The organism is Amycolatopsis ruanii, from assembly GCF_003385175.1.
GTDB classification, from domain to species: domain Bacteria; phylum Actinomycetota; class Actinomycetes; order Mycobacteriales; family Pseudonocardiaceae; genus Amycolatopsis_E; species Amycolatopsis_E thermalba.
The window spans coordinates 16933-40120 of record NZ_PQHY01000023.1; the positions used below are offsets into that span (position 1 = coordinate 16933).

A 23188-nucleotide genomic window follows, 5' to 3' on the forward strand; every position below is an offset into this window, starting at 1 on the left:
GCCGGTTCGGGTGACCGACCGACCGCGCTCTCAGGTCTCCCTGGGAGCGATTACAAGCATAGGGCACCCCGAACCCGCCCTTCCACCGGGTATCCCTTAACCCCGAAAACCACCCCTGAACTGCGCAAACACGCGAGGACCCGGCCCGGCTGGCCCGGTCACTCTTCGCGACCGACCGCGGCCAGCGAGCGCACCAGCTCGCCGAGCTCCGGCTCCGGCAGCACCTCCAGCAGCTCCGCCATCCGCTCATCGGTCAGCGACTCCGCTCGCCGCCAGCGCGCTTCCAGATCCGGGCGACGACGGGCGCGGGCGATCAGCTCGTCGGCCGCCTCCGGGGACCACGCCGTCCGCAGCAGGCGCGCGCGTCCGCCCTCCGGGTCGGCCACCACCGCCTCCGGCACCGTCAGCCCCACCGCCCGCAGCGCCGCGAAGTGCAGCCCGCCCCGGTACTCGCGCAGCAGCATCAGGCCGTGGCCGACCCGGGCGACCGGATCCGACGGCCACTCGACCTGCTGCCACCCCGCGAACAGCGCCAAGCCGCTCGCGTCCGCGGCCTCCACCAAGCGGGGCAGCAACGCGGCCAGCGGCGACTCGCGCAGGTGCGCCTTCGACCACCGGTACAACGCCTCCGTGTACGCCGAGACCGCCGCGTCCGCGCCCAACCGCTCGGTCGCCCGCGGCAGGACGGCGTCCACCACCCACCGCGGGAAGATCCCGAACAGCTCGGCGACCACCGCCGGTGACGGATCACCCAGCACCGCGGACCGGCCGCGGAAGTACAACGCCCGCCGCCCGAGCCCGGCCTCGCGCTCCACCTCGGCCAGCTCCGGCGACGTCATGAACGCCCCGCCCCACTTCTGCACCGCGGGACGGATCTCCTTCGCGATCTCCACTGCCTGCCTCCATTCGTAACGCTGTTATGATACACGCAGCGGAAGCCGTGACGGCAATTTCACCGACAGCGAAGCAACTGGGTGGAAATTGTTTGCCCCGGACCGGACAACGCCGGTATCTTTCCGGGTCTGGGGCCGCTCAGGGGTGCTGCCAGGGGGTGCACCCCTGAGCGGGAATTCATCGCTGGACCGGGTTCACGCCTTCCTCGTCCGGCACCAGCCCGAGCATGTCCAGCAACTGGGCGCAGTCCTGCGCGTCGATCGCGCCGGCGGCCACGGCCAACCGAGCCCGTCGCACCTGGTCGTCCGACACGCGGGGCGCGTCGGCCTGCCCCGAACGCTGCGTGGGGACACCGGCCGGATCGCCGCCTTCGTATCGAAGGAGGAACTGCCGAACTTCCACAGACCCGCTCATAGCTCCTCCCGAAAGGACTGTCGCGCCAACAACTTCGCCGCGAGGCTAGCGAGCGGAACGTCGGCGACGCAGCCCCCCGCAGAGTGAACCTGTGAATACGCAACGTCCCCATTCCGCGCCGCGGCAGATGAACCGCAGACGACGAGGCGATGACGGTTCGGGGCAATTTTTCCCGCGCAGCACTCGCGTCACCGGGCCGCGTCGTGTAACAATCGACTTGCTGACACACCCCCGGTCAGCGCCTGTGGAGATCCCCTCCGGCCCCCGCGTTCCTCCCCCTGGCGCGGGGGCCCCTCCATTTCCGGGACTCTTTCCGGCTCGCATTCGTCACTGCGACATGTGGGTGCACGCACCCCCCGGATGGCCCAGCGAAACCGGAAGAACCGGTGTGTCCTGCACCACAATGAGGGCCGTCTCGAGACCGAACCGTTATCGTGGCCGGGTGCCTCTTCCCTCTCTCGGACGCCGGAACAACACCCGGACCAACCTGAAGCCGGTCAACCCGGGCAAGCACCGGAACTCGCCGGACAAGGAAGCGCAGAGCGCCGTCGAGGACCACGAGCTGACCAGCTACCTGGCCGCCCTCGCGCCGGAGACCGGTCCGGAAAGCACCGGGACCGGCAAGCGCTTCGGCGAAGCGCAGGTCTACCAGCTGCGCATGAACCTGATCGCCAGCTCCCAGCTCAAGGACATCGCCGCCGAGCGCGGCACGTCGCCGCAGGCCCTGGCCCGCGAGTGGGTCCTGGAGCGCCTCGCGTGGGAGGCGCAGGCCGCCTCGCAGGAGCGCCGCCAGTTCGCCGACCACACCGGCGTCGCCGACACCGACCAGCACCACTTCGACCAGAACTGGGACCGGCCGCGCGCCGGCCAGGTCTGACGACGGAGAAAAAACCGTCCCCGGCGGAAAATCCGCCGGGGACGGGACGTTGCGGACCGGTGAGCGTCAGATGACGCGCACCTTCTGGGCCTGCGGCCCCTTCTGCCCCTGGCCGATCTCGAACTCCACGCGCTGGTTCTCCTCGAGGGTGCGGAACCCGCGGCCCTCGATCTCCGAGTAGTGCACGAAGACATCGCCCTCGCCGTTGTCCTGGGCGATGAAGCCGAAGCCCTTCTCGGCGTTGAACCACTTCACAGTGCCTTGCGCCACCGCTGTTGCTCCTCGTCAATAACCCGGGCCGCCCGGACGGTTTCGACGGGTGAGCGACGAGCGCGTGCGGCTCCAGGCTCGCGTCGAAAGTTCCGCGAGTGTGTAGCCACGACCACGCAAAACAACGGCCTGCGCCGCAGCCTACCCGGATCAGCGCGTTTTCGGACCCCATTGACTCAGTCACGGAAATGGCCTAGAGCCCGTCACCCGATCACTGTCGGACCCACTCGATAGGCTGATCAACTAGCGCCCGACCGTGGCGTTCCGACACCGGGATCCCTCGATAGTGACGGGAGTCACACTCCTGAGCGTCAACGATCACCTACACACACGCGTCTGTCTGGCGACAGGGGAGAAGGGGCTTCAGAAGGTGACAGGACTCCACAAGCGGCGCAAGCCGCTGGCACTGATCGGGCTCGGACTGGCCGCGCTGCTGGCCGTGAGCGCGTGCAGCGGCGACGGCTCGCCGGGCACCACCGGGGGCGGGCAGGCCGCGTCCGCCGAGGCGCAGCAGACCTCGGCGGGGCCGGCCAAGCTCGCCGTGCAGCCGGCCGACGGGGCCACCGACGTGGCGCCCGCGGACGCCGCGCAGGTGACGGTGACGGACGGTGAGCTGCAGTCGGTCACGCTCACCAACCCGGACGGCAAGCAGGTCGCCGGCCGGCTGGGCGCCGACAAGCGCAGCTGGACGATCACCGAACCGCTCGGCTACGGCAAGAAGTACACGTGGTCGGGCACCGCGCTGGGCGCGGACGGCAAGCAGGCCACCATCACCGGCTCGTTCACCACCGTCAGCCCGCGCAAGCAGCTGTCGGGCAGCCTGAACGTCGGCGACAACCAGGTCTACGGCATCGCGATGCCGATCGCGCTGACCTTCAGCTCCAAGGTCGCCGACAAGGCCGCGGTCGAGCGTGCCCTGACCGTCGAGACCACGCCGAAGACCGAGGGCTCGTGGGCCTGGGTGTCCGACACCAGCGTGCACTGGCGGCCGAAGGAGTACTGGCAGCCGAACACGCAGGTCAAGGTCGCCGCGAACCTCTACGGCCTGAAGATCGGCGAAGGCACCTACGGCAAGCAGGACGTCACGGCCGCGTTCTCGATCGGCCGGTCGCAGATCGTCAAGGGCGACACCCGGACCCACCGGATGCAGGTGATCCGCGACGGCGTGCAGATCGCCGACTACCCGGTGAGCTACGGGCTGGACTCCGACCCGGGCCGGGTCACGCACAGCGGGGTCCACGTCGTGATGTCCAAGCACGCGACCTACTCGATGAGCAACCCGCGCTACGACTACTACGACGTGAACGTGCCGTGGGCGGTGCGGATCTCCAACAACGGGGAGTTCATCCACGGCCTGGCGTCGTCGATGTGGGCGCAGGGCAAGCAGAACGTCTCGCACGGCTGCCTGAACCTGTCGCCGGCGCGGGCGAAGGAGTACTACGACGGCGCGCTGGTCGGTGACCCGGTCGAGATCACCGGCAGCACGCAGACTCTGTCCGCGAAGGACGGCGACTACTCGGACTGGACCTACTCGTGGGCGGACTGGACGAGGCTGTCCGCCCTCGCCGGCTGATCTGGAAAGGCGTGAAGGCCACTCCCGGTTCGGGGGTGGCCTTCACTGTTTCCGGGGTGACGACTCCAGGTCGCCGGCGACGCGGGCAGCCGCGTGGCGGGCGATCTGATCGGTGCGCTCGGGGACCGGCCAACCGGATCGGCCCGTCCCGGGCCGCGTGACGGGGCGAGGGCGCGCGAGGAAGTAGCAGCATCTGCGGAACCCCACCCCGGAAAACACCGGGTGGAGCACCGAGCGCAGCTAGCGCGTGGCCGTCCTAGGGCCGGTGGCGGCGCGGGCAGCCGCGCGGCGGGTGGTCTGATCCTCGCGCTCGGGACCGTCGAACCGGATCGGCCGGTCCCGCACCCCCCGGAAAACACCGGGTGGAGCACCGCGCTCAGCTAGAGCGCGTGGCCGTCCAGGGCCGGGGGCGGCGCGGGCGCCAGTGGGGCCTCGTCGCGTTCCGGGGTGTCGAGCAGCGGTGGTACCGCGACCATCTGCTGCGTCATGTCGTCCAGCAGCAGCCGCGCCGCTTCACCCGCTCCGGGCCGACGTTGCTCGCCCATCCCGCAGCCGCCTCCTCGGGACGATTCCGGTTCTGCCACGGTTCATTCTGCCGTGGCCGAGATCACCCCTCAACGGGGGTCTGTCGGTGAAATGCTCACCAACTCCGTGGCGATGAGTAACACGGGGATCATCCCCGGCCACATCCCTGTCACACGGCGCGGTGAACGACCGCGCCCGAATACTCACGAGGAGGAAGCAATGGTGTTCGCTGCTCTGCTGGTGGAAGCCGGCTTGGCGGTTGCGGTGGCATCGGCCCTGACCACCTACGCACGGCGTCACTTCGCTCCTCGTGCCGCGGGCGACGCTGCCGAGGTCACCGAGTGAGCGAGGGCCGGGCCCCAACCGGGACCCGGCCCTCACCCTTCCGCCGACCGTCAGTTCGTCGCGGCCTTGGGCGCGGGCGGCGCGGTCACACCCTCTTCGTTGATGTGGTCCATCGGGACCCGCGCCGTCTCCGGGATCCGCATGATCGGGATCAGCGCGATCGCCGCGGCGATCATCAGGTAGAACGCCGGCCAGTCCTGGTTGCCGGTGCCGTGGATCAGCGCGGTCACGACGACACCGCAGGTACCACCGAAGATCGACGTCGAGACGTTGTAGCCGATCGCGAAGGCGCCGTAGCGCACGCGGGTCGGGAACATCGCCGGGAACGTCGACCCGATCACCGCGAGCATCAGCACCAGCAGCAGCGCCACGATGAGGAACCCGAGGAACAGCAGCACCGTGCTCCCGCTCTGCATCAGCTTGATCGACGGGTAACTCAGCACGAGGAACCCGATCGCCGCGGTCAGCAGCATCGGTTTTCGGCCGACCCGGTCGGAGAGCGCGCCGATCGGCGCGATCAACGCGATCTGGATCAGCTCCACGATGATGATGATCACCGTCGCCGTGTTGTCGCTGATCTTCAACGTGTCCGTGAAGTACGTCGGCATCGTCGTCAGCAACATGTAGTCGGCGATGTTGAGCAGCAGCACGATCCCGATCAGGTTCATGATCATGCGCCAGTTGCGGGACAGGGTCTCCTTCAGCGGCGCCTTCTCCGCCTTCTCGCCCGCGGCCTCCAGACGCCGGAACTCCGGCGTGTCCTCGAGCTTGTTCCGCAGGTACAGACCGATGACGCCGAGCGGAAGCGCCACCCAGAACGGGATGCGCCACGCCCAGCTGTCCACCTGGTCCGCGGTGAACGACAGCGTCACCGTCAGCACGACCACGTTGCCCAGCACGTAACCGGCCAGCGTGCCCATCTCCAGGAAGCTGCCCCAGAACCCGCGCTTGCGGGTCGGCGCGTACTCGGCGATGAACGTCGCCGCGCCGCCGTACTCACCGCCGGTCGAGAACCCCTGGATCAACCGGAGCAACAGGATCAGGATCGGCGCGCCGATACCGATCGCGTACTCGCCCGAGTACGTCGGCAGGCAGCCGACCAGGAACGTGCAGCCGGACATCAGCAGAATCGTGATCGCCAACACGCGCTGACGCCCGATCTTGTCGCCCAATGGGCCGAAGAACGCTCCGCCGAACGGCCTAACCACGAACCCGATCGCCACCAGCGCCAGCGATTTCAGAATCGCGTTCCCCTCGCCGGGAAAGAACACGGTGCCGATGCTGGCGGCAATCGCACCCGAGGTGAACACCCCGTAGTCGTACCACTCTGTGGCGTTACCCATCGCCGAAGCGATGACGGCTCGTCTGACCGTCTTCTCGTCGACCTCGGGTGCCTGCGCTGTGTTCGCCATCTTTCGCCCCGACCTCCTCAAACCGTTTCGTACCAGCGCGGTCAAGGTTGCGACCTTAGTGCCATCGGGTAGTGATTTTCTCTCCTGTCGTGGTTTTTGTCTCTCCGAACCCGGGGTGGCCGGGCGTTTTCCCGGTAGAACCGGTTACCGTGTCCGATGTGAGCGACAAGCGCCGACCTGCGACTCCCTGGCCTCCGGTCCAGACCGAACAGCCGGAGATCCACCCCAAGGCCCCCGGGCCGGGCACGAAACTCGAGATGCACTACGCGGAGTGCTTCGGGTGTGGTGAGGTCGACAACGGACTGCACATGCACTCCACGGTCGGCGATGCCGGCATCGTGTACTCGCGGTTCCCGGTGACGCGCGCGCACCAGGGCGCGCCCGGGCTCGCCCACGGCGGGCTGCTGGCGTGCGCCTTCGACGAGGCACTCGGCTCGACGGTCGGCAACCTGCTGCGTCGTCCCGCGGTGACCGGCAAGCTGGAAACCGACTTCCTGCGCCCGGTTCCGGTCGGCACCACGCTGTTCATCGCCGCGCGTGTGGACGGTGTGGCGGGCCGCAAGATCTACGCGAGCGCGGACGGACACCTCGACTCGGCGGACGGCCCGGTCGCGGTGCGGGCGCGCGGACTGTTCGTCCAGGTCGGACTCGAGCACTTCACCACACACGGCGATCCCGAGGCGCTGAAGAAGTTCACGCAGCAGCCGACCCGCCGCGCGGAGGACTGGGACATCAACCCCTGACACTCCCCGGCGCGGCGCGCGAAGGGGCGAACACGGCGCGACGAGCAGCAAACCCGTCGCGCGAGGCGGCGGGTCCGCCGGCGCGTGCCGCCTGTGTCAGGTGAGCGTGCGGGGGCGCACCGAGTTCGCGCGGTCGACCAGCTCGATGCGCTCGCCCGGCGTGTGTGCCAGCCGCGCCAGTGTGCGGTAGCAGCGTTCCAGTCCGAAGCGGACGTCGCGTTCGGACAGTTCGCAGCCCAGCACCTTCGCCGCCGTGCGGTAGCCGGGTGGCGCGCCCTGCACGTAGGTGAACGCCGCCTCCAGCACCTCCGCCGAGATCCGCGTCCGCCGTTCCGCGTCCAGGCGCAGGTGCTCCAGCTTCGCGCCCGCGTCCACCAGGTCCGCCTCGCTCACCGACGTGTTCGGCCCGCTCGCCCGCGTCTTGATCTTGATGGCCGCCACCTGCGCCGCGACGTAGTGCGTCGACGCCGACGGCACCGACTCCAGCACCTCGATCGCACCCGCCCGCGCACCCTGCGCCAGGTACACGCGCGCCAGCCCGAACGCCGCGCTCACGTACGTCCGGTCGGTGCGCCACACCTGCTCGTACAACCGGGCCGCGGTGAAGTAGTCACCGATACCCTCCGCGCTCACCGCGAGCGCGAGCTTCGGCGCGATCTCACCGGGCAGGTCGTCGTACACGGTCTCGAACGCGACGTTCGCCACGCGCGGCCGCCCGCCGGCCAGCTCGATGAGCCCGCGGTGCCAGTCGATCCGCCAGTCGTGCGGGTACCCGGCCCGGATCGCCAGGTACTGCGCGGCCTGCAGCTGACGGCTCGCCTCGGCCAGCTCGCCCAGCTCGATGCGCGCGCGGACGATCCGCAGCCGCACCTCGATCGAGTCCGGCGGCGCGCCGGCCAGCGCGTCGATCGCCGACCGCGGGTCCACGGCCGTCGTCGTCGCCAGCACACCGGCCGCCGGGTCGTCGGTGTCGACCTGCGGGATCGGCAGGCCGGACACCACCTCGACGGCGTCCGGCAGCGGCACCGTCCAGCCGGCCTCGGGCACCACCAGATCCACCCCGAAGGCGTTGGTCTCCGGACCGAACACAGTGGACACCGCGGGACGCGGTTTCCCGGTGCCCATCGAGATGATCTCGCGCAGCACCCCGGCGAGCTGGTCGGCCATCTCCTCGGCGGAGAGGAACCGGCGGTCCGGATCGGGGTGCGTGGCGCGCTTGAGGAACCGGTAGTACGAGCCGAACAGCTTGAACAGCGGGATCTCGTCCGGCGTGGGCAGCCCGGCCTTGTACTTCGTGGTGTAGCCGTTGAACTCGAAGCTCAGCACGGCCAGCGTGCGGCCCACGGTGTAGAGGTCCGACGCGATCGACGCGCCGTGCGTGGTCAGTTCCGGCGCGCTGTAGCCGGTGGTGAAGAACAGCGGGCTGGTGTAGTCGTCGATCCGCCGCACCGCGCCCATGTCGATCAGCTTGAGCTGCTCGTGGGTCTGGATCACGTTGTCCGGCTTGAGGTCGCAGTACAGCAGCCCCTGGCTGTGCAGGTACCCCAGCGCGGGCAGGATCTCCAGGCCGTAGGCGATGACCTGCGCGATCGGCAGCGGCTCCGGACGGCCGGCGGCGCGCTGGTGGGCCAGCGCGAGCTGGCGCAACGACTGACCGCCGATGTACTCCATCACGATGTAGCCGATGGCGTGCCCGGTGCGCGCGTCCGGGTGCTGCACGAAGTTGTAGATCTTGACGATGTTCGGGTGCTCGACCTCGGCCAGGAACCGGGTCTCGTTCACCGCCGCCGCGACGGCCGTCGGATCCCCGGTGTCGATCAGTCCTTTGAGGACGACCCAGCGGTCGTTGACGTTGCGGTCCTTGGCGAGGTAGATCCAGCCGAGACCGCCGTAGGCGATCGCGCCGAGCACCTCGTACTGCCCGCCGACCAGGTCGCCCGGCTGCAGCGTGGGCAGGAACGAGTAGGCGGTGCCGCACTTCTCGCACACGCCCTCCGGCCCGGCCGAGCCGCGGCCGACCTTGGCGGAGCAGTTGCCGCAGTACCGCTTCTCCTCCGACACCACCGGGTTTTTCAGCACCGCGGACGCCGGATCGCGGTAGGGCACCGGCGGGACCTCGACCAGGCCCGCGCCGAGACGGCCGCGGCGCGTCCGCCGCCCGGTCCGCCGGGAAGTACCCGGGAAAGCACCGGTTCCGGTGCCCGGCCCGGTGCCGGGCTGGCTGCCCGACCCGGTGTGACCGCTGGACCGCTCGGGGAGCACGCTGTCCGTGCCCGGGTCCGGCAGCACACCGGGACCGCTCGGCTCGGGCCGCGGCGCGGGTGGCCGGATCATCTCGGTCATCGGGGCGGGCGAGGCGAGCACGCTGGTGAGCTGCACGTCGTCCGGCTGCACGGGTTCCGCGGGCGGGCGGACCGGCTCGATGATCTGCGTTTCGGCGGCCGAGGGCACCGGTTCGCCGATCGGCGTCGGCCGGGAGCCGCTCAGCTCGTCGGCCGGCCTGCTCCAGCCGGTGCCGGGCTCGTCGGCGAGCGAACCGGTGATCGGCCGGTCGTCCGGGCGTGCGTGACGCGGACGACGTTCCTCTTCGGACACTGTGGACACCCCCTCAGCGGTAGGACACGGACGGCGGCGAACCCGGTCCGAGCGCCGGCTCGATCCAGTACCGGTACGTGTTCTGCCAGGCACCGCCGTTGCGGACGTTCTCCAGCACGGCGTTGACGAACCGGACCATGTCGTCCTGCCCCAGCGGGATGCCGACGCCGTAGTACTCGCGCGTGAACGGCTCGCCGACGACCTCCAGGTTGGGGTCCTGCCGCGCCATGCCGGCGAGGATCACGTCATCGGTGGAGATCGCGTCGACCTGGCCCTGCTGGATCAGCACCAGGCAGTCCGACCAGTTGTTCACCGACACCGGGATCGGGCGCGACGGCGCGGTGCTGATCGTGGACAGCGAAGTCGAGTTCTTCGCCGCGCACACCCGCTTGCCGCCGAGGTCCGGCAGGCCGCGGATCCCCGAGTTCTTCGCCGCCAGCACCGCCTGCCCGGCCTGGTAGTAGGGCGCGGAGAACGCCACGTCCTTCATCCGCGTGCAGGTGATGCTGTAGGTCCGCACGACGATGTCGACCTGGCGATCCTTCAGCACGTCCTCCCGCGCCGACGACGGGATGGCCACCCACTGGATGTGGCCCTCCCACCGGCCGAAGATCGACGCGGCGATCTGCTTGACGATCTCGATGTCGAAGCCCTCCAGGTTGCCGCTGGAGGGGTTGAGGAAGCCGAACAGGAAGTTGGTCTGGTCCACCCCGGCGATCAGGCGGCCGCGGTCGCGGATCTTGTCCATCGTCGACCCGGACGGGATCGACCCGCTCGGCGAGAGGCTGCGGGTGTCGCAGTTGTTGTCCGCCCCGTTGCCGCGCCCCGGATCGCCGCCGCCGACCCCGGCCGGCATCGGCGCCTGCACGTCACCCACCGGCGCCGGGTCGGCCGGCGTCCCGGCGCTGCCGCAACCGGCGGCCAGCAACGCGACGGCCGCCACGAGCGCGGCCACCTTCCCCCGAGCCATCAGCGGTACTCCCTCAGCCTGTCCCTGATCCCCATGGTGGCGCCCGCCGCGGCGACCACGGCGAGCACCGCGAAGCCGGGCGCGAGCAGCGTCAGCGCGCGGTCGCCGCCCCGGGTGTCGTCGAGGAACGCCTGCCTACCGTGCCCGATCGCGGCGACCAGCGCGTCGTCGAGGTTGGCGAAGGTCGTCGCCGCGCCGCCCTGGACCGACGAGTCGACCGCGAGCTTCACGGCGTCGGAGTAGGCGCCGTCGACGTCCTTGGCGCGGATCTCCTGGTGCGTGTTCAGCCACCGCTCGGCGCTGTCCGCCGCGCCCTGCACCTCGCGGGCCATGTCCCCGGTGGCGAACCCGCGCGCCTCGTTCAGCAGGCCGGTCACCTGCGGGGCGAGCGTGTTGAACTCCTGTTCGTAGGTGCCGCCGTCACCGCGCGCGACCAGGGTCAGCATCTCGTTCGCGCGGGCCTGCAGCGCCGCGATGCGGGCGCGGACCAGCACGTCGACCTGGTGGCTGCCCTCGGAGTCGCCGCTGCTGACCAGCACGCTCTGCACGGTGACCGCCGTCGCACCCCACAGCAGCGCGAGCACGGTGGCCCCGGTCGCCAGGACCAGCCCGATGTTCAGCACCCGGTTGGTCTTGCGGGTCAGGTAGACCTGGGTCGCGATCAGCGCCGCGTGCAGCGCGAGCACCAGGAGCGTGGTGGCCCACGGGAAGCCGCTCGCGTCGTCCTGCTCCTCGGCCAGCCGGTCGGTGTCGATCCGGTACAGGTCCTGGGCGGCGGGCAGGATCGTGGTGCGCATGAGGCTGGAGGCCTCGAGCAGGTAGGACGAGCCGACCGGGAAGCCCTGCCGCTTGTTGGCGCGGGCGGTCTCGACCAGGCCGGTGTAGACGGGCAGCTGGCGGGTCAGGATCTCGACCTGCGCGGCGGCCTCCGGCACGCCGGCCGAGTCGGACGCGGCCTTGGCCAGCGCGACCCCGGCGCGCGCGATCGCGGTGTCGTAGCGCTGGCGCAGCGACGGCGGTTCGACGCCGCTCGCCAGGTACGCGCCCGGCGCGGTCGCGTCGGCGTCCGACAGCGACCGGTACACCTCCTGCGAGGCCGCGGCCAGCGGCTCGCGGTGGTCGATGAGGTCGTTGATCGTGTTCTTGCGGTCCTGCAGGGTGATCGTCGCGACCACCCCGGTGACCAGCGCCAGCACGACGAGCCCGACCGCGATCACCGTCAGCCGGCCCGGTGTGGTGCGGGCCGAGCGCGCGATGCCGCGGACCGCGGCGCCGGGCAGGTCGAACAGGCCGGCCAGGCCACCGCGCGGAACGTTCGGGGACGCGGCGGGTTCCGGCACTCCACCGCCCGGGCCACCGGGCACGGCAGGCCGCGTCGCGGTAGCAGTCATCGGTTCCACCCCTCGCCCTCGAACCACACGCGCATGAAGGTACCGGACGACACGATCTTCCGGACCGAGGTCGGCGGGATTGTGAACACTGTTGTCGAAGGTGGGAAAAACGACGGCAGCCCCCGCCTCACGAGGAGACGGGGGCTGCCGTTCGAAGTCGAATCAGAGGACGTTGACGCCGGTGGCCTGCGGACCCTTCTGGCCCTGGCCGATCTCGAACTCAACCCGCTGGTTCTCCTCCAGGGTGCGGAAGCCGCGACCCTGGATCTCCGAGTAGTGGACGAAGACGTCGCCGCCGCCCTCGTCGGGAGTGATGAAGCCGAACCCCTTCTCGGAGTTGAACCACTTCACGGTGCCCTGAGCCATGCAAAAATCTCCATATACTGCAAACAAACGGCACACCGGTTCGATGCACCGGGTCGATGACGGATCGGTTTGCCTCCCCGAGTGGGGAACCACTACGCCCGCCAAATCTTGCGAGCGTGCCTGAACACGAACACAAAATCTTCGAAGACCTCCACCAGTAGATCACAGATCCGGCGGAAGCGCTAGCTCTTGCGTGACCGCTGGAACAGCGCGGACAGCCTGGTGTCCGGATCGATCACGTCCGGATCGGTCCGCACGTCGACGACGCTCGGGCGCTGGTGCTGCAGCGCCCGGGTGAAGGTGGGCTCCAGCTGCTCGGGCGATTCGATCGTGTAACCGGCCGCGCCGAACGAGCGGGCCCACGCCGCGAAGTCCACCGCCGTGAGTGACACACCGTTCAAGCGACCGTGCTTGGCCGCCTGGTGCATGGCGATGTCGGCGTACAGGCCGTTCTGGAACACCACGACGAGGATCGGCGCGCGGTAGCGCACCGCGGTCTCCAGCTCCTGCCCGGTCATCATCGCCGCGGCGTCCGAGATCACGGCCACGACCGTGCGCTTCGGGGCGGCCAGCTTCGCGCCGAGCGCGGCCGGGACGGCGTAGCCGCGCACCCCGTCCGGCGGCTCCACCTGGGTGTGCGGCTCGGTGAAGCACCAGTACCGGTGCACGAACCGGGCGGTGGAGTCCGAGTCCGCGGTCACCACGGTGTCCTCGGGCGCGACCTTGCGCAGCACCCGGACCACGTCGGCCGGGTGGACCAGCGGGTTGTCCGGGCTGGTGCGCGGCGGGGTCATGTGGGTGTGGGTGGCCGCGTTGGCCGCCGAGCTGCGCCGCGACCGGGCGACGCCGACCGCCACCAGCTTCCGCAGGAAGGGACCGGCCTCACAGTCGATCCGGAACGTCAGGCCGCGCCGGTGGGTGGCGGGCAGGCCGGGGCCGATCACCACCAGCGTCTGCGCGGACAGCGGGTACCGGTTGTTCTGCGTGGTCACCTCGTCCAGCCGGGTGCCGATGGCGAGCACCACGTCGGCCCGCTCCAGCGCGTCCAGCTGCCCGGGCGGGATGCCGACGCCCAGGTGACCGGCGTAGCGCGCGTGGTTCTCCGGGAAGCTGTCCTGACGGCGGAACGCGGTGTAGACGGACAGGCCGAGCTGCTCGGCGGCGGCGATCAGGTTCTTGCGCGCGCTGCGCCCGATGCCGCCGGCGATCACCACCGGGTAGCGCGAGTCGGCCAGCAGGGCGGCGACCTCGTGCGCGGACCGCAGCACCGCGCCGGTGTCGTCCAGGCGCGGCTCGGGCTCCGGGATGACGCCGTCGAAGGGCGCGACCCAGAAGTCGGCCGGCACCGCCAGGATCGCCGGCCGCGGGCGCCCGTCCCGGGCGGCGCGGGCCGCCCGCGCGGCGAGCACCGGCACCTGGGCGGCCGTCTCGGCGCGGCCGGTCCACTTCGCGAACGGGCCGAACAGCGTCAGCGGGTCCAGCTGGGCGACCTCGTCCTGGATGCCGGGGCCGCCCAGCTGGACGCTCGCGCGCTCCTCGACCAGCACGACCATCGGCGAGCCGTCCTGGTGGGCCGAGCGGACGGCGACCAGGAAGTCCGCGATGCCCGGGCCGGGGCCGCCGAGCAGCAGCGCCGGGACCTCGCGCAGCTTGCCCTCGGCCTCGGCCATGAACGCCGCGCCCGCGTGCTGGCGCGCTGTGACCAACGCCATCAGCGGTTCGAACCGGAGGGCGTCGAGGAGTTCGAGGAACGAGTTCCCGGCCACGGTGTAGGCACGCCGGACCCCGGCGTCGACCAGCACGCGGACCGTGATCTCGGCAACGGTCCATCCCTCTTGGTACCCGATGGGAAGAGGTTCCCAGCGCGGCGCTACTCCGGTCAAGTGATCTTGAGATTCCCTACGAGTGAACGATCACCCCAGAGTAGAGGCCTTAAGCTGCCGCCCGTGACCTCGTACCCGCATTGGCAGCAGGTGCCCACCCGCTGGAAGGACAACGACGTGTACGGGCACGTCAACAACGTCGTCCACTACGCCCTGATGGACACGGTCATCAACACCTACCTCATCGAGCGCGGCGGGCTGGACATCCACGACGGCGGCGTGATCGGGCTGTGCGTGGAATCGCACTGCAACTACCACGCGTCGGTGGCGTTCCCCGAGGTGCTGTCGATCGGCCTGCGGGTCGCGCACCTCGGGCGCAGCAGCGTGCGGTACGAGATCGGGATCTTCCGCGAGGATCGGGGCGAACCGGTCGCCGAGGGTCATTTCGTGCACGTGTTCGTCGACCGCGAGACGCGGCGGCCCGTGCCGGTCGAGGGGAAGCTGCGGGAGTCGCTGGAGGCGCTGGCCTGACACGGGCAGGCGCGCAGCCGGCAGCGGCCCGGTGGCCGCAGGCCCGGCATCCGGTCGGTCGCCTGCGCGAAGATCGTCGTCAGTATCCGCTCCGGGTTTCCACGCCAGTTCAACTGGAAGATCACCCGATCCCCCTCGGTTCGGTAGCACTGCCCCTCGTTCATGGTGCTCGCGGGCGGCGGCACGTCGCACCGCCGAACCGGCGGCGTGGCGGGGGTTTCGGGTTCACCGGCAGTGAGGCCCGTGGGCTTTCCACCACCCGTTCGCCACACGATGTCCGGGTCCGGGCCCCTCTGCACAGGTCATCGCGTCATCGGCGGATCGGGCACGGTACGGCCATCCGGGTGGCCGCGGAACCGGTCGGTTATTTTCCGTCGCCACTGCTCCTGGCGGCCGGTGGTGCGCGCCACGCGGCTAAGCTGCGGTCGGAAGTGGTGTTCGACGGTGGGTGAGGATCGGTGATCACTGGGTTCGGCGTGGCCGTCGCGGTGAGCGCCGCGCTGGTCGCCGTGTGGGCCTTCGTCTCCGCCGCGCGGGGCCGGGAGCCGGGGCGCGCGCTGCTGGTGGCGCTCGGGGTGGTCGAGGTCCTGATCGTCGCGCAGCTGGTGGTCGGGATCGTGCTGCTGATCGGTGGTGACCGGCCCGGGAGCATGGTGACCTACCTGGCCTACCTCGTCGGTTCGCTGGTGATCCTGCCGGCCGGGGCGGCGTGGGCGCTGGCCGAGCGGAGCCGGTCGAGCACGGTCATCCTGGGTGTCGCGTGCCTGGCGATCCCGGTGATGGTCGAGCGGATCCACCAGATTTGGAGTGCCGGGCATGGCTGAGCGTTCGGAGCGGCGGACGGTGGCGACGGGGCCGGGCCGGATCCTGGTGGCGGTGTACGGGATCTTCGCGCTGGCCGCGACGTCGCGCGCGGCGGTGCAGATCTCGACGAAGTGGCACGAGGCGCCGCTGGCCTACACGCTGTCCGCGCTGGCCGCGGTGATCTACATCGTGGCGACGGTCGCACTGGCGCGCCGCGGGGAGCTGTCGTTCCGCCTGGCGGTGGCGGCGATCGGGATCGAGCTGCTCGGGGTCCTGGTGGTCGGGACGCTCAGCGTGTTCGACCAGGAGGCCTTCCCGGATGCCACGGTGTGGTCGGGTTACGGCGAGGGGTACCTGTTCATCCCGCTGGTGCTGCCGGTGATCGGCCTGCTCTGGCTGCGGCGGACCGCGCGCCGCTAGATGGCGTCCGGCCCGCGCTCGCCGGTGCGAACGCGCACGACGGTGTCGACGGGGGTCACCCACACCTTGCCGTCACCGATCCGCCCGGTCCGGCACGCCTGGACGACCGCGTCGAGTGCCCGTTCCACGAGCTCGTCGTCGAGCAACACCTCGACGCGGAGCTTCTGCACGAAGTCGACCTGGTACTCGGCGCCGCGGTAGACCTCGCGGTGCCCCTTCTGGCGGCCGTAGCCCTGCACCTCGGTCACGGTCATGCCGAGAACCGCGAGCTGCTCGAGAGCCTGCCGAACACCATCGAGAACGAACGGCCGCACGACAGCGGTCAGCAGCTTCACTCGGTGCTCCTTCTTCCCCGGCGTCCGGCCACACTAGAAGCGCCCTACGCCGGCGACACGGGCACCACCCCGGACCGGACTGGGTGGCGATGGTCGCTAAGCTGACCTCACGGGGCGTTAGCTCAATTGGTAGAGCTGCGGACTTTTAATCCGTAGGTTCTGGGTTCGAGCCCCAGGCGCCCCACTCTTCCCCCAGGTCAACGGCCTGGGGGATTCTTCATTTCGGACCCCAGGAACCCGGACTGCACGAAAACTGCACACTTTCATTCCTCCTCATCATCGGTGCCGAACATCGACTCCAAGGCAGCCACGGCATGTTCGTTGCTGACCCGCTTGGCCCGGTAGTGCTTCTCCACCACCCGCGGCGTGTTGCCGAGCTGGTCGGCGATCTGAGTGGTCGTCAGACCCGCATCGTCGAGCACGGTCGCTACCGTCTTGCGCCAAACGTCCAGCCAATCGAGTCAAGCGGGACAGTGGCCGGGTGATGATCAAGCGTCGGCTGTTGCGGACTCCGGAGGTGGCCGAGGTCCTGGGGATCTCTGCGCGGACGCTGACGCGGTACGTCAAGCTCGGCCTGCTGAAACCGACGGAAACGACGCTGGGCGGGCACTACCGGTGGGACCTGCAGGACGTGCGTGCGCAGATCGCCAAGCTGCGACGGGACCACGAGGCCCCCTCCGATGACTCGTAGACTCGTGTACTTGTGGAGATGAGTACACGTGTCGAGGGTGACACAGAGGTAGGCAGTGGTCAGCACGAGCAGACAACTGGGAGAATTCAGCGATGGTCGATCCGTCCAGCGGAGTAGCCGTCTACCGGCAGATCGCACACGCGCTGCGGGAGAAGATCGGCGGCGGCGAGTACGAACCTGGCTCGAAGCTGCCCAGTGAGACCCAGCTCGTCGAGCAGTACGACGTCTCCCGCCGGACAGTGCGCGAGGCCATGCGGCTGCTCGCCGCCGACGGCTTGGTGACGATCAAGCATGGTGTTGGGGTGTTCGTCCGCCCGCCGGCCAGCGTCACTCGACTCGCCCGGTCTCGCCTGTCCCGAGCCGCGCGCGCCCGGAACGAAGGCGCCTTCCTAGCCGACGCCGCGCGCCAGGGCTTCACGCCGAGTACCAGTGTGCGGATCCGGTTCGAGCCCGCGGATGCCCGCGCTGCGGAACTGCTCGGCATCGCAGAGGGCGACGAGGTCACCGTGCGAGACCGCGTCATGCGCGCGAACGGCTTGATCGTGCAGCTTGCGGTGAGCCGGTTGCCGCGGGAGTTCACGCGCGGGACCGTGCTCGAAGAGGTCGACACCGGCAAGGGCGGCGCCTACGCCCGGCTCGAAGAGGCCGGCCACGTCATCAGCCAATTCATGGAAGACGTCGGCGCGCGAATGCCGACGGACGAGGAGCGCACCCAGCTCGAGCTGCCACCTGGCACGCCGGTGCTCACCGTGACCCGCCTGGCCTTCCGCACCGACGGCGTCGCCCTGGAGATGAACGACATCATCATGGCTGCGGACCGATACCGCCTCGTCTACGAGTGGGAAGCCGAGTAATCAATTCCCGAGTGAGATCGCGACCCTGTTGGCCTCTTGCTCGCTGAAGCCGATCTTGCCCCGATGGCTGACCTCGATCTGGTACGGGCCCTGGCCGGTTGGGACATTCGGTATGACGATGTCGAACTGGCAGGACACGCTCGGCCCGTGCCGTCCTGGTCCGAGCTGCCCGATCGCTGCGACGGAACCGGAACTGGTGTAAACCGTGACTTGGGCACCACCTGAGATGTCGCTGTAGCCACGGCTCCCCTGACAGTCGCCTCCGTCGGGCGCATAGGCGGTAACTCCGTCCTTCAGAGTGAAGGTCCCTGTGACTGTGAATGTCGTCGGGCCGCGGTCCTCTTCGCCGGAGGTGACCATGAGCGTGATGACGACCGCCAGCGCCGAGGCCGTGATGACGACGGCGAGGAATACCCAAGGCCACACCAGCCGCTTCGGGGATTGCTCACTCCTGTCGGTTGTCAGGAGGGCTATCGGACGAGTCGGGTTCTAACCGTTACCAGCCGGTCAAGTGCGCGCGGGAAGGATGCAGGTGCGATGGTCACGGCGATCATGGTGGTCCCGGTCCGCGCGCAGCCACACCCGGCCGAGCAGCGCGTTGATCGAGCCGAACGCGTGGTAGATCGCGCCGTTCGACACCCCGGCGGCCGCCGCGAGGCTGCGGACGGACACCGCGCCGTCCTCGGCGACCAGGCGCTCGGCGGTGTCGAGCAGCCGGTCGAGGTCGTGCACGCGGGGCCGGGGCACGACCGGAACCGTAACGGAGCGGCTGCTCCAAAACTAGCGGCACCGGTCGCAACGGGGCTCTGGGCGCCAGGCGTCCGCTTGCGCGTCGAGTTCGCGGCGCACCTGCCGACGCGGCTTGACGTTCCCGGACTCGTCGTGCCGCGGTGTGCCGAACACGCGCATTTCCCGGCGCGTCCGGCCGCACCCAGGACACCGCAGGCGCCGGAAGACGCGGCGGCTCACCATGTCGTGCAGTCGGACGAGCCGAAACGCCTGTTACGAGGCCGGGAAGCGCACACCCGCGAGGATATGGGAGCCCGCCCGGGACCTGCCCGGGACATGGGAGTCGGCGGGCGGGCTCGAACCGATGGTTTCGCTTCCCCGCGAGGACCTCAATAACCCAACTGGGTCAACAAGGACAACGGGGCTATGCGGGTCAAGAGGGCCATGGGCCGCGCGCACCCCGCATGTCACCCAATACGGTGACGATCATGACTGCACGCCGACGCACGGTGGGCTCGGGTGAACTCGCGGCCGAGCTGGGCCTGTCTCGGCGGTCGATCAGCCGTTACGCCGAACGCGGCTGGATCCGGCCGGCGCTCATCACCCCCGGCGGCCAGTACCGCTGGGACGTCGAAGACGTGCGCAAACAGCTCGACGCGCTGCGGGAACGGCGCACGGACGAGCCCTGACCGGTCCGAATAGGACGATCTGGCGACGGCGAAGTAAGCGCTTTCTCAGCCTCGGCCGAGTGGCGGAACCGAGCACGACGCGACCGGGCACGGGACGATGACCGTGCCGGACGAGTGTGCGGAGGGGATGCGGATGCCGGAGTGGCTCGAGGCCGGGGTGTGGGGCCTGGTCGGCGGTGCGGCGCTGGTGATCGGCGCGGCGGTGGCGTGGTTCGTGCGCGTGCCGTCGCGCGTGGTCGCCTGGATCATGGCCTTCGGGGCCGGGGTGCTGATCTCGGCGCTCGCGTTCGACCTGATGGACGAGGCCGAACGCACCGGCGGCCTGCTGCCGACGGCGATCGGGTTCCTCGGCGGCGCCGTGGCGTACGTGCTGGCGAACGCCGGGCTGGCGCGGCGCGGCGCGCGGCACCGGAAGCGGTCGCACGACCGGCAGCCGTCGGAGTCCGACGTGCAGGGCAGCGGCAGCGCGATCGCGATCGGCGCGCTGCTGGACGGGGTGCCGGAGTCGGTCGTGCTGGGGTTGTCGCTGCTCGGCGGCGGCGGGATCGGGGTGTCGGTGCTGGCGGCGGTGTTCATCTCGAACGTGCCGGAGGGGCTGTCGAGCGCCGCCGGGATGAAGCAGGCGGGCCGCGGCGCGCGGTACGTGTTCGGGGTGTGGGGCGGGATCGCCCTGGCCAGCGGGGTCGCCGCGTTGCTGGGGAACCTCGTGCTCGGCGGAGCCGCGCCGGAGACGATCGCGGTGATCACGGCGGTGGCGGCGGGCGCGATCCTCGCGATGATCGCGGACACCATGGTGCCGGAGGCGTTCGAGGAGGCCCAGCTGGTGACCGGCCTGATCACGGCGGCCGGGTTCCTGACCGCGTTCGCCCTGGAGCGGCTGGGCTGACTGCGGCCCTCGCCACAGTGGCGAAGTGTTAGCAGCGCCCACTGTCGCCATCGACACAAGGACAGCCGGCGAACCCGCCGGTAGCGTGGAGCGCGCTCCTGGGCGCCTGCCCGGGAAATCCAGGCCCGGGCGCCGACCTGCCCGGGCCTGACGCACGTCCCACCGCCGGGACCCGTTCGGGACCGCCCCGGCACTTCGGAAGGAAAGACCTTGCGGCGACAACTGCCGCCGATGATCCGCGCGCTCGGAAACCACAACTACCGCCTGTGGGCGACCGCCGACTTCGTGTCGGTGACCGGTACCTGGATGCAGGTGCTCGGCCTCAACTGGGTCGTGATGGCCTCCACCGGCTCGGCCACCTCGGTCGGTCTGTCGGTCCTGCTCTCGACCCTCCCGGCGCTCCTCGTCGGCCCCTGGGCGGGCGCGATCGCCGACCGGTTCCCGCCCCGGCGCATCATCCTCGCCGGCCAGACCACCCATCTGGTGATCGCGCTGCTGCTGGCCGTCCTGGTGTGGCAGGACATGCCGCTGGCCGGCATCTACGGCCTCACCGCCGTCGCCGGGATGGTCGGCGCGTTCGAATCCCCCGCGCTGGGCCGCTTCGCCGGGCAGGTCGTCCCCCGCCACGACCTGGGCAACGCCCTCGCGCTCGGCTCCATCATCAACTCCGCCGGGCGCGTCCTCGGCATGAGCCTGGCCGGCGTGCTCGCCGCCGCGGTCGGCGACGCGCTCCTCTTCGCGCTCAACGCGGCCAGTTTCATCGCCGTGATCGTCACGGTCCTCGTGATCCGCACGGCCGAGCTGCACCCGCTCGCCGTCGCCAGGGCCGAACGCGCCGGGGTGCGCGCGGGCCTGGCCTACGTGCGCCGCAGCCACGTGCTGATCGTCCTGTTCACGCTCGGTTTCGTGCTGTCCGGCCTGGGCCGGAACTACCAGGTCACCATGGCCGCCATGGCGCAGGGACCGCTGAACTCGGGCGCCGCCGGCTACGGTCTGCTGTCGTCCGTGTTCGCCGTCGGCACGGTGATCGGTGGCGTGATCGCGGCTCGCGTGCGGGAGCTCACCCTCCCGCTCCTGCTCGGCGCCGCCGCGGTGACGAGCGTCCTGCAGACCGTCAGCGGCTTCCTGCCCGGGATGCTCGGGTTCGGCGCCGTGATCCTGCCCATCGCGGCCGGCGCGGTCCTGATCGACACCGCCAAGAGCACCCGCCTGCAGCTCGACTCGGCCGAGGACATGCGCGGCCGCGTGCTCTCGATCGACGGCGCGGTCGCCGCGGCCGCGGGCGCCACCGGTGCCCCGCTGCTCGGCTGGATGTGTGAGCGGTTCGGCGCGAGCGAGGCACTGCTGGTCGCGGGCGTGGTCACCCTCGCGGCCACCGGTGTGGCGACGCTCGCGCTGCAGCGGGCACGCCGGCAGGTCGTCGAACCCGTGCTCGCTCCGTCGGTGGCGTGACGGGCAGGCGACCGGCGTCGAGTCCAAGCCGCCGCTGCGGCTGATCGACCGCGGGACCACCACCGGCTCACACCGGTCCACTGTGGATCTTTCCGGACTGGCGGCCGGGCTCGCGCGCGGCCACGCCGCTGGTCAAGGCGGACAACCGGTGCCGGCTCGTCGGTTCACCGGGTGGTGCGGCGGCCGTAGCACGGGTGGGTCAACCCGGATTGACCTGCGCTGATGCGGGTATCCGCCGGAGCAGACCAGTCAACGGCGACCCAGGGGCGGCAGCATGTTGAGCCGGAACGAGCAGCAGCAGCTCAGGGCGATCGAGCAGTGGTTCGAGGTCAGCGATCCCGAGCTGACCAGAGCACTGCGTGAAGGCCGCTTCCACCACCTGGGCCTGTCCCGCCGGCTCCTGTGCGTCACGCTGATGGTGCTCGGCGGGGTGCTCGTCGGGCTGGGCGCGGTCGCCGCCCACGTGTTCCTGCTCTTCGTCGGCATCCTGAGCCTGACGACGGGCGTGTGCCTGCGGATCGGCGCCATCCGGCCGTGACGGGCGGGCCGGGCGCCGGGCCCGCCCCGCCGCCGCGAGCTAGGGCAGCATCGCCCGCATCTCGGTGATCTCGGCCTGCTGCGTGTCGATGATCCGCTGGGCCAGCGCCTTCGCGTCGGCGTTGGTGCCCTGCGCGAGCTCGGTCCGCGCCATTTCGACCGCGCCCTCGTGGTGCTCGATCATCATCCGCAGGAACCGCTGGTCGAACTCGGCGCCGGTGGCGTGCTCGAGCATCGCCATGTCGTCGTGGCTCATCGCGCCCGGCATCGAGTGGTCCATCGGTGCGGCAGGTGCGCCCCACCGGGTGAGCCAGTCGCGCATCTGCCGGATCTCCGGGTCCTGCGCCCGCTCGATGCGGGCGGCGAGGTCGAGCACGCGCTGGTCGGTGCTGCGCTCCGGCGCCAGCTTCGCCATCTCGAGCGCACCCTCGTGGTGCGGGATCATCATCCGGGCGAACTCCACGTCGGCCTGGTTGTGACCGGCCTGTTCGGTGGCCGCGCCGTGCGATTCGTGCGGCTCGGCGCCGCAACCGGTGAGCAGGGTGGCGGCCAGCAGCAGGCCGCCCATGATCTTGCGCATGGGAAGAGGAACCTCTCGTGTGTTTGCTACTGCGAATCTGGCGGGCGAGCGCCGATCACAGCCGCAGCACACAGAGGCCGGCGAGCACCGCGCGACCGGACGGCCGGTCCGGCGCCCGCGAGCGGGGACGACCGGCGGGACGGCGCACCAGCGGCGGGGCCGGCGCGGCACGCAGCAGCATCCACAGGCCGAGCAGGACCCCGGCCAGCAGCACAGCCAGGCACAGGTGGAACGCGTCGTGCGTCACGCCGTGGTCGCCGTGGGGCTGCCCGGCGTGGGCGACCACGGTCACCGCCGGGCTGTGCGGGTGCTCGATCCCGGCGACGTGGTGCATGCCGACCAGGCCGAACGCGAGCAGGCACAGCAGCACCACTCGTCGCCAGCCGGTCACCGTCACGCGGTCAGGATATCGACAGCGGTGGATCCGGCGGCGGCATCGGTGGCTCCGGTGGCGTCGGCGGTACCGGCGGTTCGGGCGGGGG

The 23188-nt window shown here is 70.4% G+C and carries 28 protein-coding genes, 1 tRNA gene and 1 pseudogene; 14 read left to right on the forward strand and 16 right to left on the reverse strand.

The window, feature by feature from the left end; translation table 11 throughout:
- Positions 1–158: 158 nt before the first annotated feature.
- Positions 159–893 (reverse strand): SCO6745 family protein, encoded by a 735-nt coding sequence (locus D0D28_RS15060; RefSeq protein ID WP_167481546.1) that lies wholly within the window; start codon positions 891–893, stop codon positions 159–161.
- Positions 894–1071: 178 nt separating this feature from the next.
- A complete protein-coding gene (locus tag D0D28_RS15065; protein ID WP_020418281.1) occupies positions 1072–1308 on the reverse strand; it encodes a hypothetical protein in 237 nt (78 codons plus the stop codon).
- Between the two features lie 442 nt (positions 1309–1750).
- Here D0D28_RS15065 and D0D28_RS15070 point away from each other — a divergent pair, with 442 nt between their 5' ends.
- Positions 1751–2185 carry a hypothetical protein gene (locus D0D28_RS15070; protein ID WP_116110982.1) on the forward strand — a complete coding sequence of 145 codons (435 nt, stop codon included), beginning with the start codon at positions 1751–1753 and terminating at the stop codon, positions 2183–2185.
- Between the two features lie 66 nt (positions 2186–2251).
- Here the strand turns inward: D0D28_RS15070 and D0D28_RS15075 are convergent, their stop codons facing one another.
- Positions 2252–2455, reverse strand: coding sequence for a cold-shock protein (locus tag D0D28_RS15075; RefSeq protein ID WP_094006381.1), 204 nt, complete (start codon positions 2453–2455; stop codon positions 2252–2254).
- A gap of 370 nt (positions 2456–2825) precedes the next feature.
- On the opposite strand from D0D28_RS15075, the gene D0D28_RS15080 reads away from it, so the two are divergent.
- Positions 2826–4028 carry a L,D-transpeptidase gene (locus D0D28_RS15080; protein ID WP_116110983.1) on the forward strand — a complete coding sequence of 401 codons (1203 nt, stop codon included), beginning with the start codon at positions 2826–2828 and terminating at the stop codon, positions 4026–4028.
- A 380-nt stretch (positions 4029–4408) separates the two neighbouring features.
- Here the strand turns inward: D0D28_RS15080 and D0D28_RS36180 are convergent, their stop codons facing one another.
- A complete protein-coding gene (locus D0D28_RS36180; protein WP_167481545.1) occupies positions 4409–4573 on the reverse strand; it encodes a hypothetical protein in 165 nt (54 codons plus the stop codon).
- Between the two features lie 52 nt (positions 4574–4625).
- Here D0D28_RS36180 and D0D28_RS35650 point away from each other — a divergent pair, with 52 nt between their 5' ends.
- Positions 4626–4898 carry a hypothetical protein gene (locus D0D28_RS35650; protein WP_143266210.1) on the forward strand — a complete coding sequence of 91 codons (273 nt, stop codon included), beginning with the start codon at positions 4626–4628 and terminating at the stop codon, positions 4896–4898.
- A gap of 50 nt (positions 4899–4948) precedes the next feature.
- Here the strand turns inward: D0D28_RS35650 and D0D28_RS15085 are convergent, their stop codons facing one another.
- On the reverse strand, positions 4949–6310 hold the full coding sequence (locus D0D28_RS15085) for an MFS transporter (RefSeq protein ID WP_094006383.1): 1362 nt from the start codon (positions 6308–6310) through the stop codon (positions 4949–4951).
- Between the two features lie 257 nt (positions 6311–6567).
- Between D0D28_RS15085 and D0D28_RS15090 the strand changes: the two genes are divergently transcribed.
- Positions 6568–7053: a PaaI family thioesterase gene (locus D0D28_RS15090; protein ID WP_094006384.1), complete on the forward strand. Its 486-nt coding sequence runs from the start codon at positions 6568–6570 to the stop codon at positions 7051–7053.
- 96 nt (positions 7054–7149) lie between these two features.
- On the opposite strand, the gene D0D28_RS15095 is transcribed toward D0D28_RS15090, so the two are convergent.
- The 5 genes from D0D28_RS15095 to D0D28_RS15115 form a co-directional block, all read right to left on the reverse strand.
- Complete coding sequence (locus tag D0D28_RS15095; protein WP_094006385.1) at positions 7150–9648, reverse strand: serine/threonine-protein kinase; 2499 nt, start codon at positions 9646–9648, stop codon at positions 7150–7152.
- 13 nt (positions 9649–9661) lie between these two features.
- A complete protein-coding gene (locus D0D28_RS15100; protein WP_094006386.1) occupies positions 9662–10618 on the reverse strand; it encodes a glutamate ABC transporter substrate-binding protein in 957 nt (318 codons plus the stop codon).
- Complete coding sequence (locus D0D28_RS15105) at positions 10618–12009, reverse strand: hypothetical protein (protein ID WP_240323210.1); 1392 nt, start codon at positions 12007–12009, stop codon at positions 10618–10620. The genes D0D28_RS15100 and D0D28_RS15105 overlap by 1 nt, the downstream gene beginning before the upstream one ends.
- 162 nt (positions 12010–12171) lie before the next feature.
- Entirely contained in the window at positions 12172–12375 is a 204-nt protein-coding gene (locus D0D28_RS15110) for a cold-shock protein (protein ID WP_094006388.1), read from the reverse strand.
- A gap of 182 nt (positions 12376–12557) precedes the next feature.
- Positions 12558–14189, reverse strand: a complete 1632-nt coding sequence (locus tag D0D28_RS15115) for a thiamine pyrophosphate-dependent enzyme (protein WP_116111016.1) — start codon at positions 14187–14189, stop codon at positions 12558–12560.
- Between the two features lie 132 nt (positions 14190–14321).
- Between D0D28_RS15115 and D0D28_RS15120 the strand changes: the two genes are divergently transcribed.
- The 3 genes from D0D28_RS15120 to D0D28_RS15130 all read left to right on the forward strand — a co-directional run bounded on the left by D0D28_RS15120 (position 14322) and on the right by D0D28_RS15130 (position 15953).
- Positions 14322–14729 carry an acyl-CoA thioesterase gene (locus D0D28_RS15120; RefSeq protein WP_094006389.1) on the forward strand — a complete coding sequence of 136 codons (408 nt, stop codon included), beginning with the start codon at positions 14322–14324 and terminating at the stop codon, positions 14727–14729.
- 458 nt (positions 14730–15187) lie between these two features.
- A complete protein-coding gene (locus D0D28_RS15125) occupies positions 15188–15553 on the forward strand; it encodes a hypothetical protein (RefSeq protein WP_116110985.1) in 366 nt (121 codons plus the stop codon).
- Positions 15546–15953 carry a hypothetical protein gene (locus D0D28_RS15130; protein ID WP_094006446.1) on the forward strand — a complete coding sequence of 136 codons (408 nt, stop codon included), beginning with the start codon at positions 15546–15548 and terminating at the stop codon, positions 15951–15953. Before D0D28_RS15125 ends, D0D28_RS15130 begins: the two co-directional genes overlap by 8 nt.
- Here the strand turns inward: D0D28_RS15130 and D0D28_RS15135 are convergent.
- Positions 15950–16288: a P-II family nitrogen regulator gene (locus tag D0D28_RS15135; RefSeq protein ID WP_094006391.1), complete on the reverse strand. Its 339-nt coding sequence runs from the start codon at positions 16286–16288 to the stop codon at positions 15950–15952. The two genes, D0D28_RS15130 and D0D28_RS15135, sit on opposite strands and share 4 nt — an antisense overlap.
- 111 nt (positions 16289–16399) lie before the next feature.
- On the opposite strand from D0D28_RS15135, the gene D0D28_RS15140 reads away from it, so the two are divergent.
- Positions 16400–16472: transfer RNA gene (locus D0D28_RS15140), tRNA-Lys, on the forward strand.
- 79 nt (positions 16473–16551) lie between these two features.
- On the opposite strand, the gene D0D28_RS35655 is transcribed toward D0D28_RS15140, so the two are convergent.
- Positions 16552–16710 carry a hypothetical protein gene (locus tag D0D28_RS35655; RefSeq protein WP_158224446.1) on the reverse strand — a complete coding sequence of 53 codons (159 nt, stop codon included), beginning with the start codon at positions 16708–16710 and terminating at the stop codon, positions 16552–16554.
- Between the two features lie 62 nt (positions 16711–16772).
- Between D0D28_RS35655 and D0D28_RS15145 the strand changes: the two genes are divergently transcribed.
- Positions 16773–16979 carry a helix-turn-helix domain-containing protein gene (locus tag D0D28_RS15145; protein ID WP_094006392.1) on the forward strand — a complete coding sequence of 69 codons (207 nt, stop codon included), beginning with the start codon at positions 16773–16775 and terminating at the stop codon, positions 16977–16979.
- Positions 16980–17071: 92 nt separating this feature from the next.
- Entirely contained in the window at positions 17072–17833 is a 762-nt protein-coding gene (locus D0D28_RS15150) for a GntR family transcriptional regulator (RefSeq protein WP_116110986.1), read from the forward strand.
- On the opposite strand, the gene D0D28_RS15155 is transcribed toward D0D28_RS15150, so the two are convergent.
- On the reverse strand, positions 17834–18259 hold the full coding sequence (locus D0D28_RS15155; protein ID WP_116110987.1) for a hypothetical protein: 426 nt from the start codon (positions 18257–18259) through the stop codon (positions 17834–17836).
- A 141-nt stretch (positions 18260–18400) separates the two neighbouring features.
- A pseudogene (locus D0D28_RS15160) lies at positions 18401–18580 on the reverse strand (helix-turn-helix domain-containing protein); the annotation flags it as partial.
- A 470-nt stretch (positions 18581–19050) separates the two neighbouring features.
- Between D0D28_RS15160 and D0D28_RS15170 the strand changes: the two are divergent.
- The 4 genes from D0D28_RS15170 to D0D28_RS15185 all read left to right on the forward strand — a co-directional run bounded on the left by D0D28_RS15170 (position 19051) and on the right by D0D28_RS15185 (position 22127).
- Positions 19051–19251 (forward strand): MerR family transcriptional regulator, encoded by a 201-nt coding sequence (locus tag D0D28_RS15170; RefSeq protein ID WP_233157335.1) that lies wholly within the window; start codon positions 19051–19053, stop codon positions 19249–19251.
- A 133-nt stretch (positions 19252–19384) separates the two neighbouring features.
- Positions 19385–20137 carry a ZIP family metal transporter gene (locus D0D28_RS15175; protein ID WP_094006447.1) on the forward strand — a complete coding sequence of 251 codons (753 nt, stop codon included), beginning with the start codon at positions 19385–19387 and terminating at the stop codon, positions 20135–20137.
- A gap of 231 nt (positions 20138–20368) precedes the next feature.
- The gene (locus D0D28_RS15180; RefSeq protein WP_116110988.1) at positions 20369–21589 is read left to right on the forward strand and encodes an MFS transporter; all 1221 of its coding nucleotides are present in this window, start codon (positions 20369–20371) and stop codon (positions 21587–21589) included.
- Between the two features lie 274 nt (positions 21590–21863).
- Positions 21864–22127 (forward strand): DUF3040 domain-containing protein, encoded by a 264-nt coding sequence (locus D0D28_RS15185; protein ID WP_116110989.1) that lies wholly within the window; start codon positions 21864–21866, stop codon positions 22125–22127.
- A 39-nt stretch (positions 22128–22166) separates the two neighbouring features.
- Here the strand turns inward: D0D28_RS15185 and D0D28_RS15190 are convergent, their stop codons facing one another.
- Entirely contained in the window at positions 22167–22706 is a 540-nt protein-coding gene (locus tag D0D28_RS15190) for a DUF305 domain-containing protein (protein WP_116110990.1), read from the reverse strand.
- Between the two features lie 55 nt (positions 22707–22761).
- Complete coding sequence (locus D0D28_RS15195; RefSeq protein ID WP_233157336.1) at positions 22762–23103, reverse strand: hypothetical protein; 342 nt, start codon at positions 23101–23103, stop codon at positions 22762–22764.
- Positions 23104–23188: the final 85 nt, after the last annotated feature.

Bases quoted from the DNA above. Each gene is read 5' to 3' on its own strand.
- D0D28_RS15065 (WP_020418281.1), bottom strand. From the start codon at position 1,308: ATGAGCGGGTCTGTGGAAGTTCGGCAGTTCCTCCTTCGATACGAAGGC.
- D0D28_RS36180 (WP_167481545.1), bottom strand. From the start codon at position 4,573: ATGGGCGAGCAACGTCGGCCCGGAGCGGGTGAAGCGGCGCGGCTGCTG.
- D0D28_RS15085 (WP_094006383.1), bottom strand. From the start codon at position 6,310: ATGGCGAACACAGCGCAGGCACCCGAGGTCGACGAGAAGACGGTCAGA.
- D0D28_RS15090 (WP_094006384.1), top strand. From the start codon at position 6,568: ATGCACTACGCGGAGTGCTTCGGGTGTGGTGAGGTCGACAACGGACTG.
- D0D28_RS15100 (WP_094006386.1), bottom strand. From the start codon at position 10,618: ATGGCTCGGGGGAAGGTGGCCGCGCTCGTGGCGGCCGTCGCGTTGCTG.
- D0D28_RS15105 (WP_240323210.1), bottom strand. From the start codon at position 12,009: ATGACTGCTACCGCGACGCGGCCTGCCGTGCCCGGTGGCCCGGGCGGT.
- D0D28_RS15110 (WP_094006388.1), bottom strand. From the start codon at position 12,375: ATGGCTCAGGGCACCGTGAAGTGGTTCAACTCCGAGAAGGGGTTCGGC.
- D0D28_RS15130 (WP_094006446.1), top strand. From the start codon at position 15,546: ATGGCTGAGCGTTCGGAGCGGCGGACGGTGGCGACGGGGCCGGGCCGG.
- D0D28_RS15145 (WP_094006392.1), top strand. From the start codon at position 16,773: ATGATCAAGCGTCGGCTGTTGCGGACTCCGGAGGTGGCCGAGGTCCTG.
- D0D28_RS15150 (WP_116110986.1), top strand. From the start codon at position 17,072: ATGGTCGATCCGTCCAGCGGAGTAGCCGTCTACCGGCAGATCGCACAC.
- D0D28_RS15170 (WP_233157335.1), top strand. From the start codon at position 19,051: ATGACTGCACGCCGACGCACGGTGGGCTCGGGTGAACTCGCGGCCGAG.
- D0D28_RS15175 (WP_094006447.1), top strand. From the start codon at position 19,385: ATGCCGGAGTGGCTCGAGGCCGGGGTGTGGGGCCTGGTCGGCGGTGCG.
- D0D28_RS15180 (WP_116110988.1), top strand. From the start codon at position 20,369: ATGATCCGCGCGCTCGGAAACCACAACTACCGCCTGTGGGCGACCGCC.
- D0D28_RS15185 (WP_116110989.1), top strand. From the start codon at position 21,864: ATGTTGAGCCGGAACGAGCAGCAGCAGCTCAGGGCGATCGAGCAGTGG.
- D0D28_RS15190 (WP_116110990.1), bottom strand. From the start codon at position 22,706: ATGCGCAAGATCATGGGCGGCCTGCTGCTGGCCGCCACCCTGCTCACC.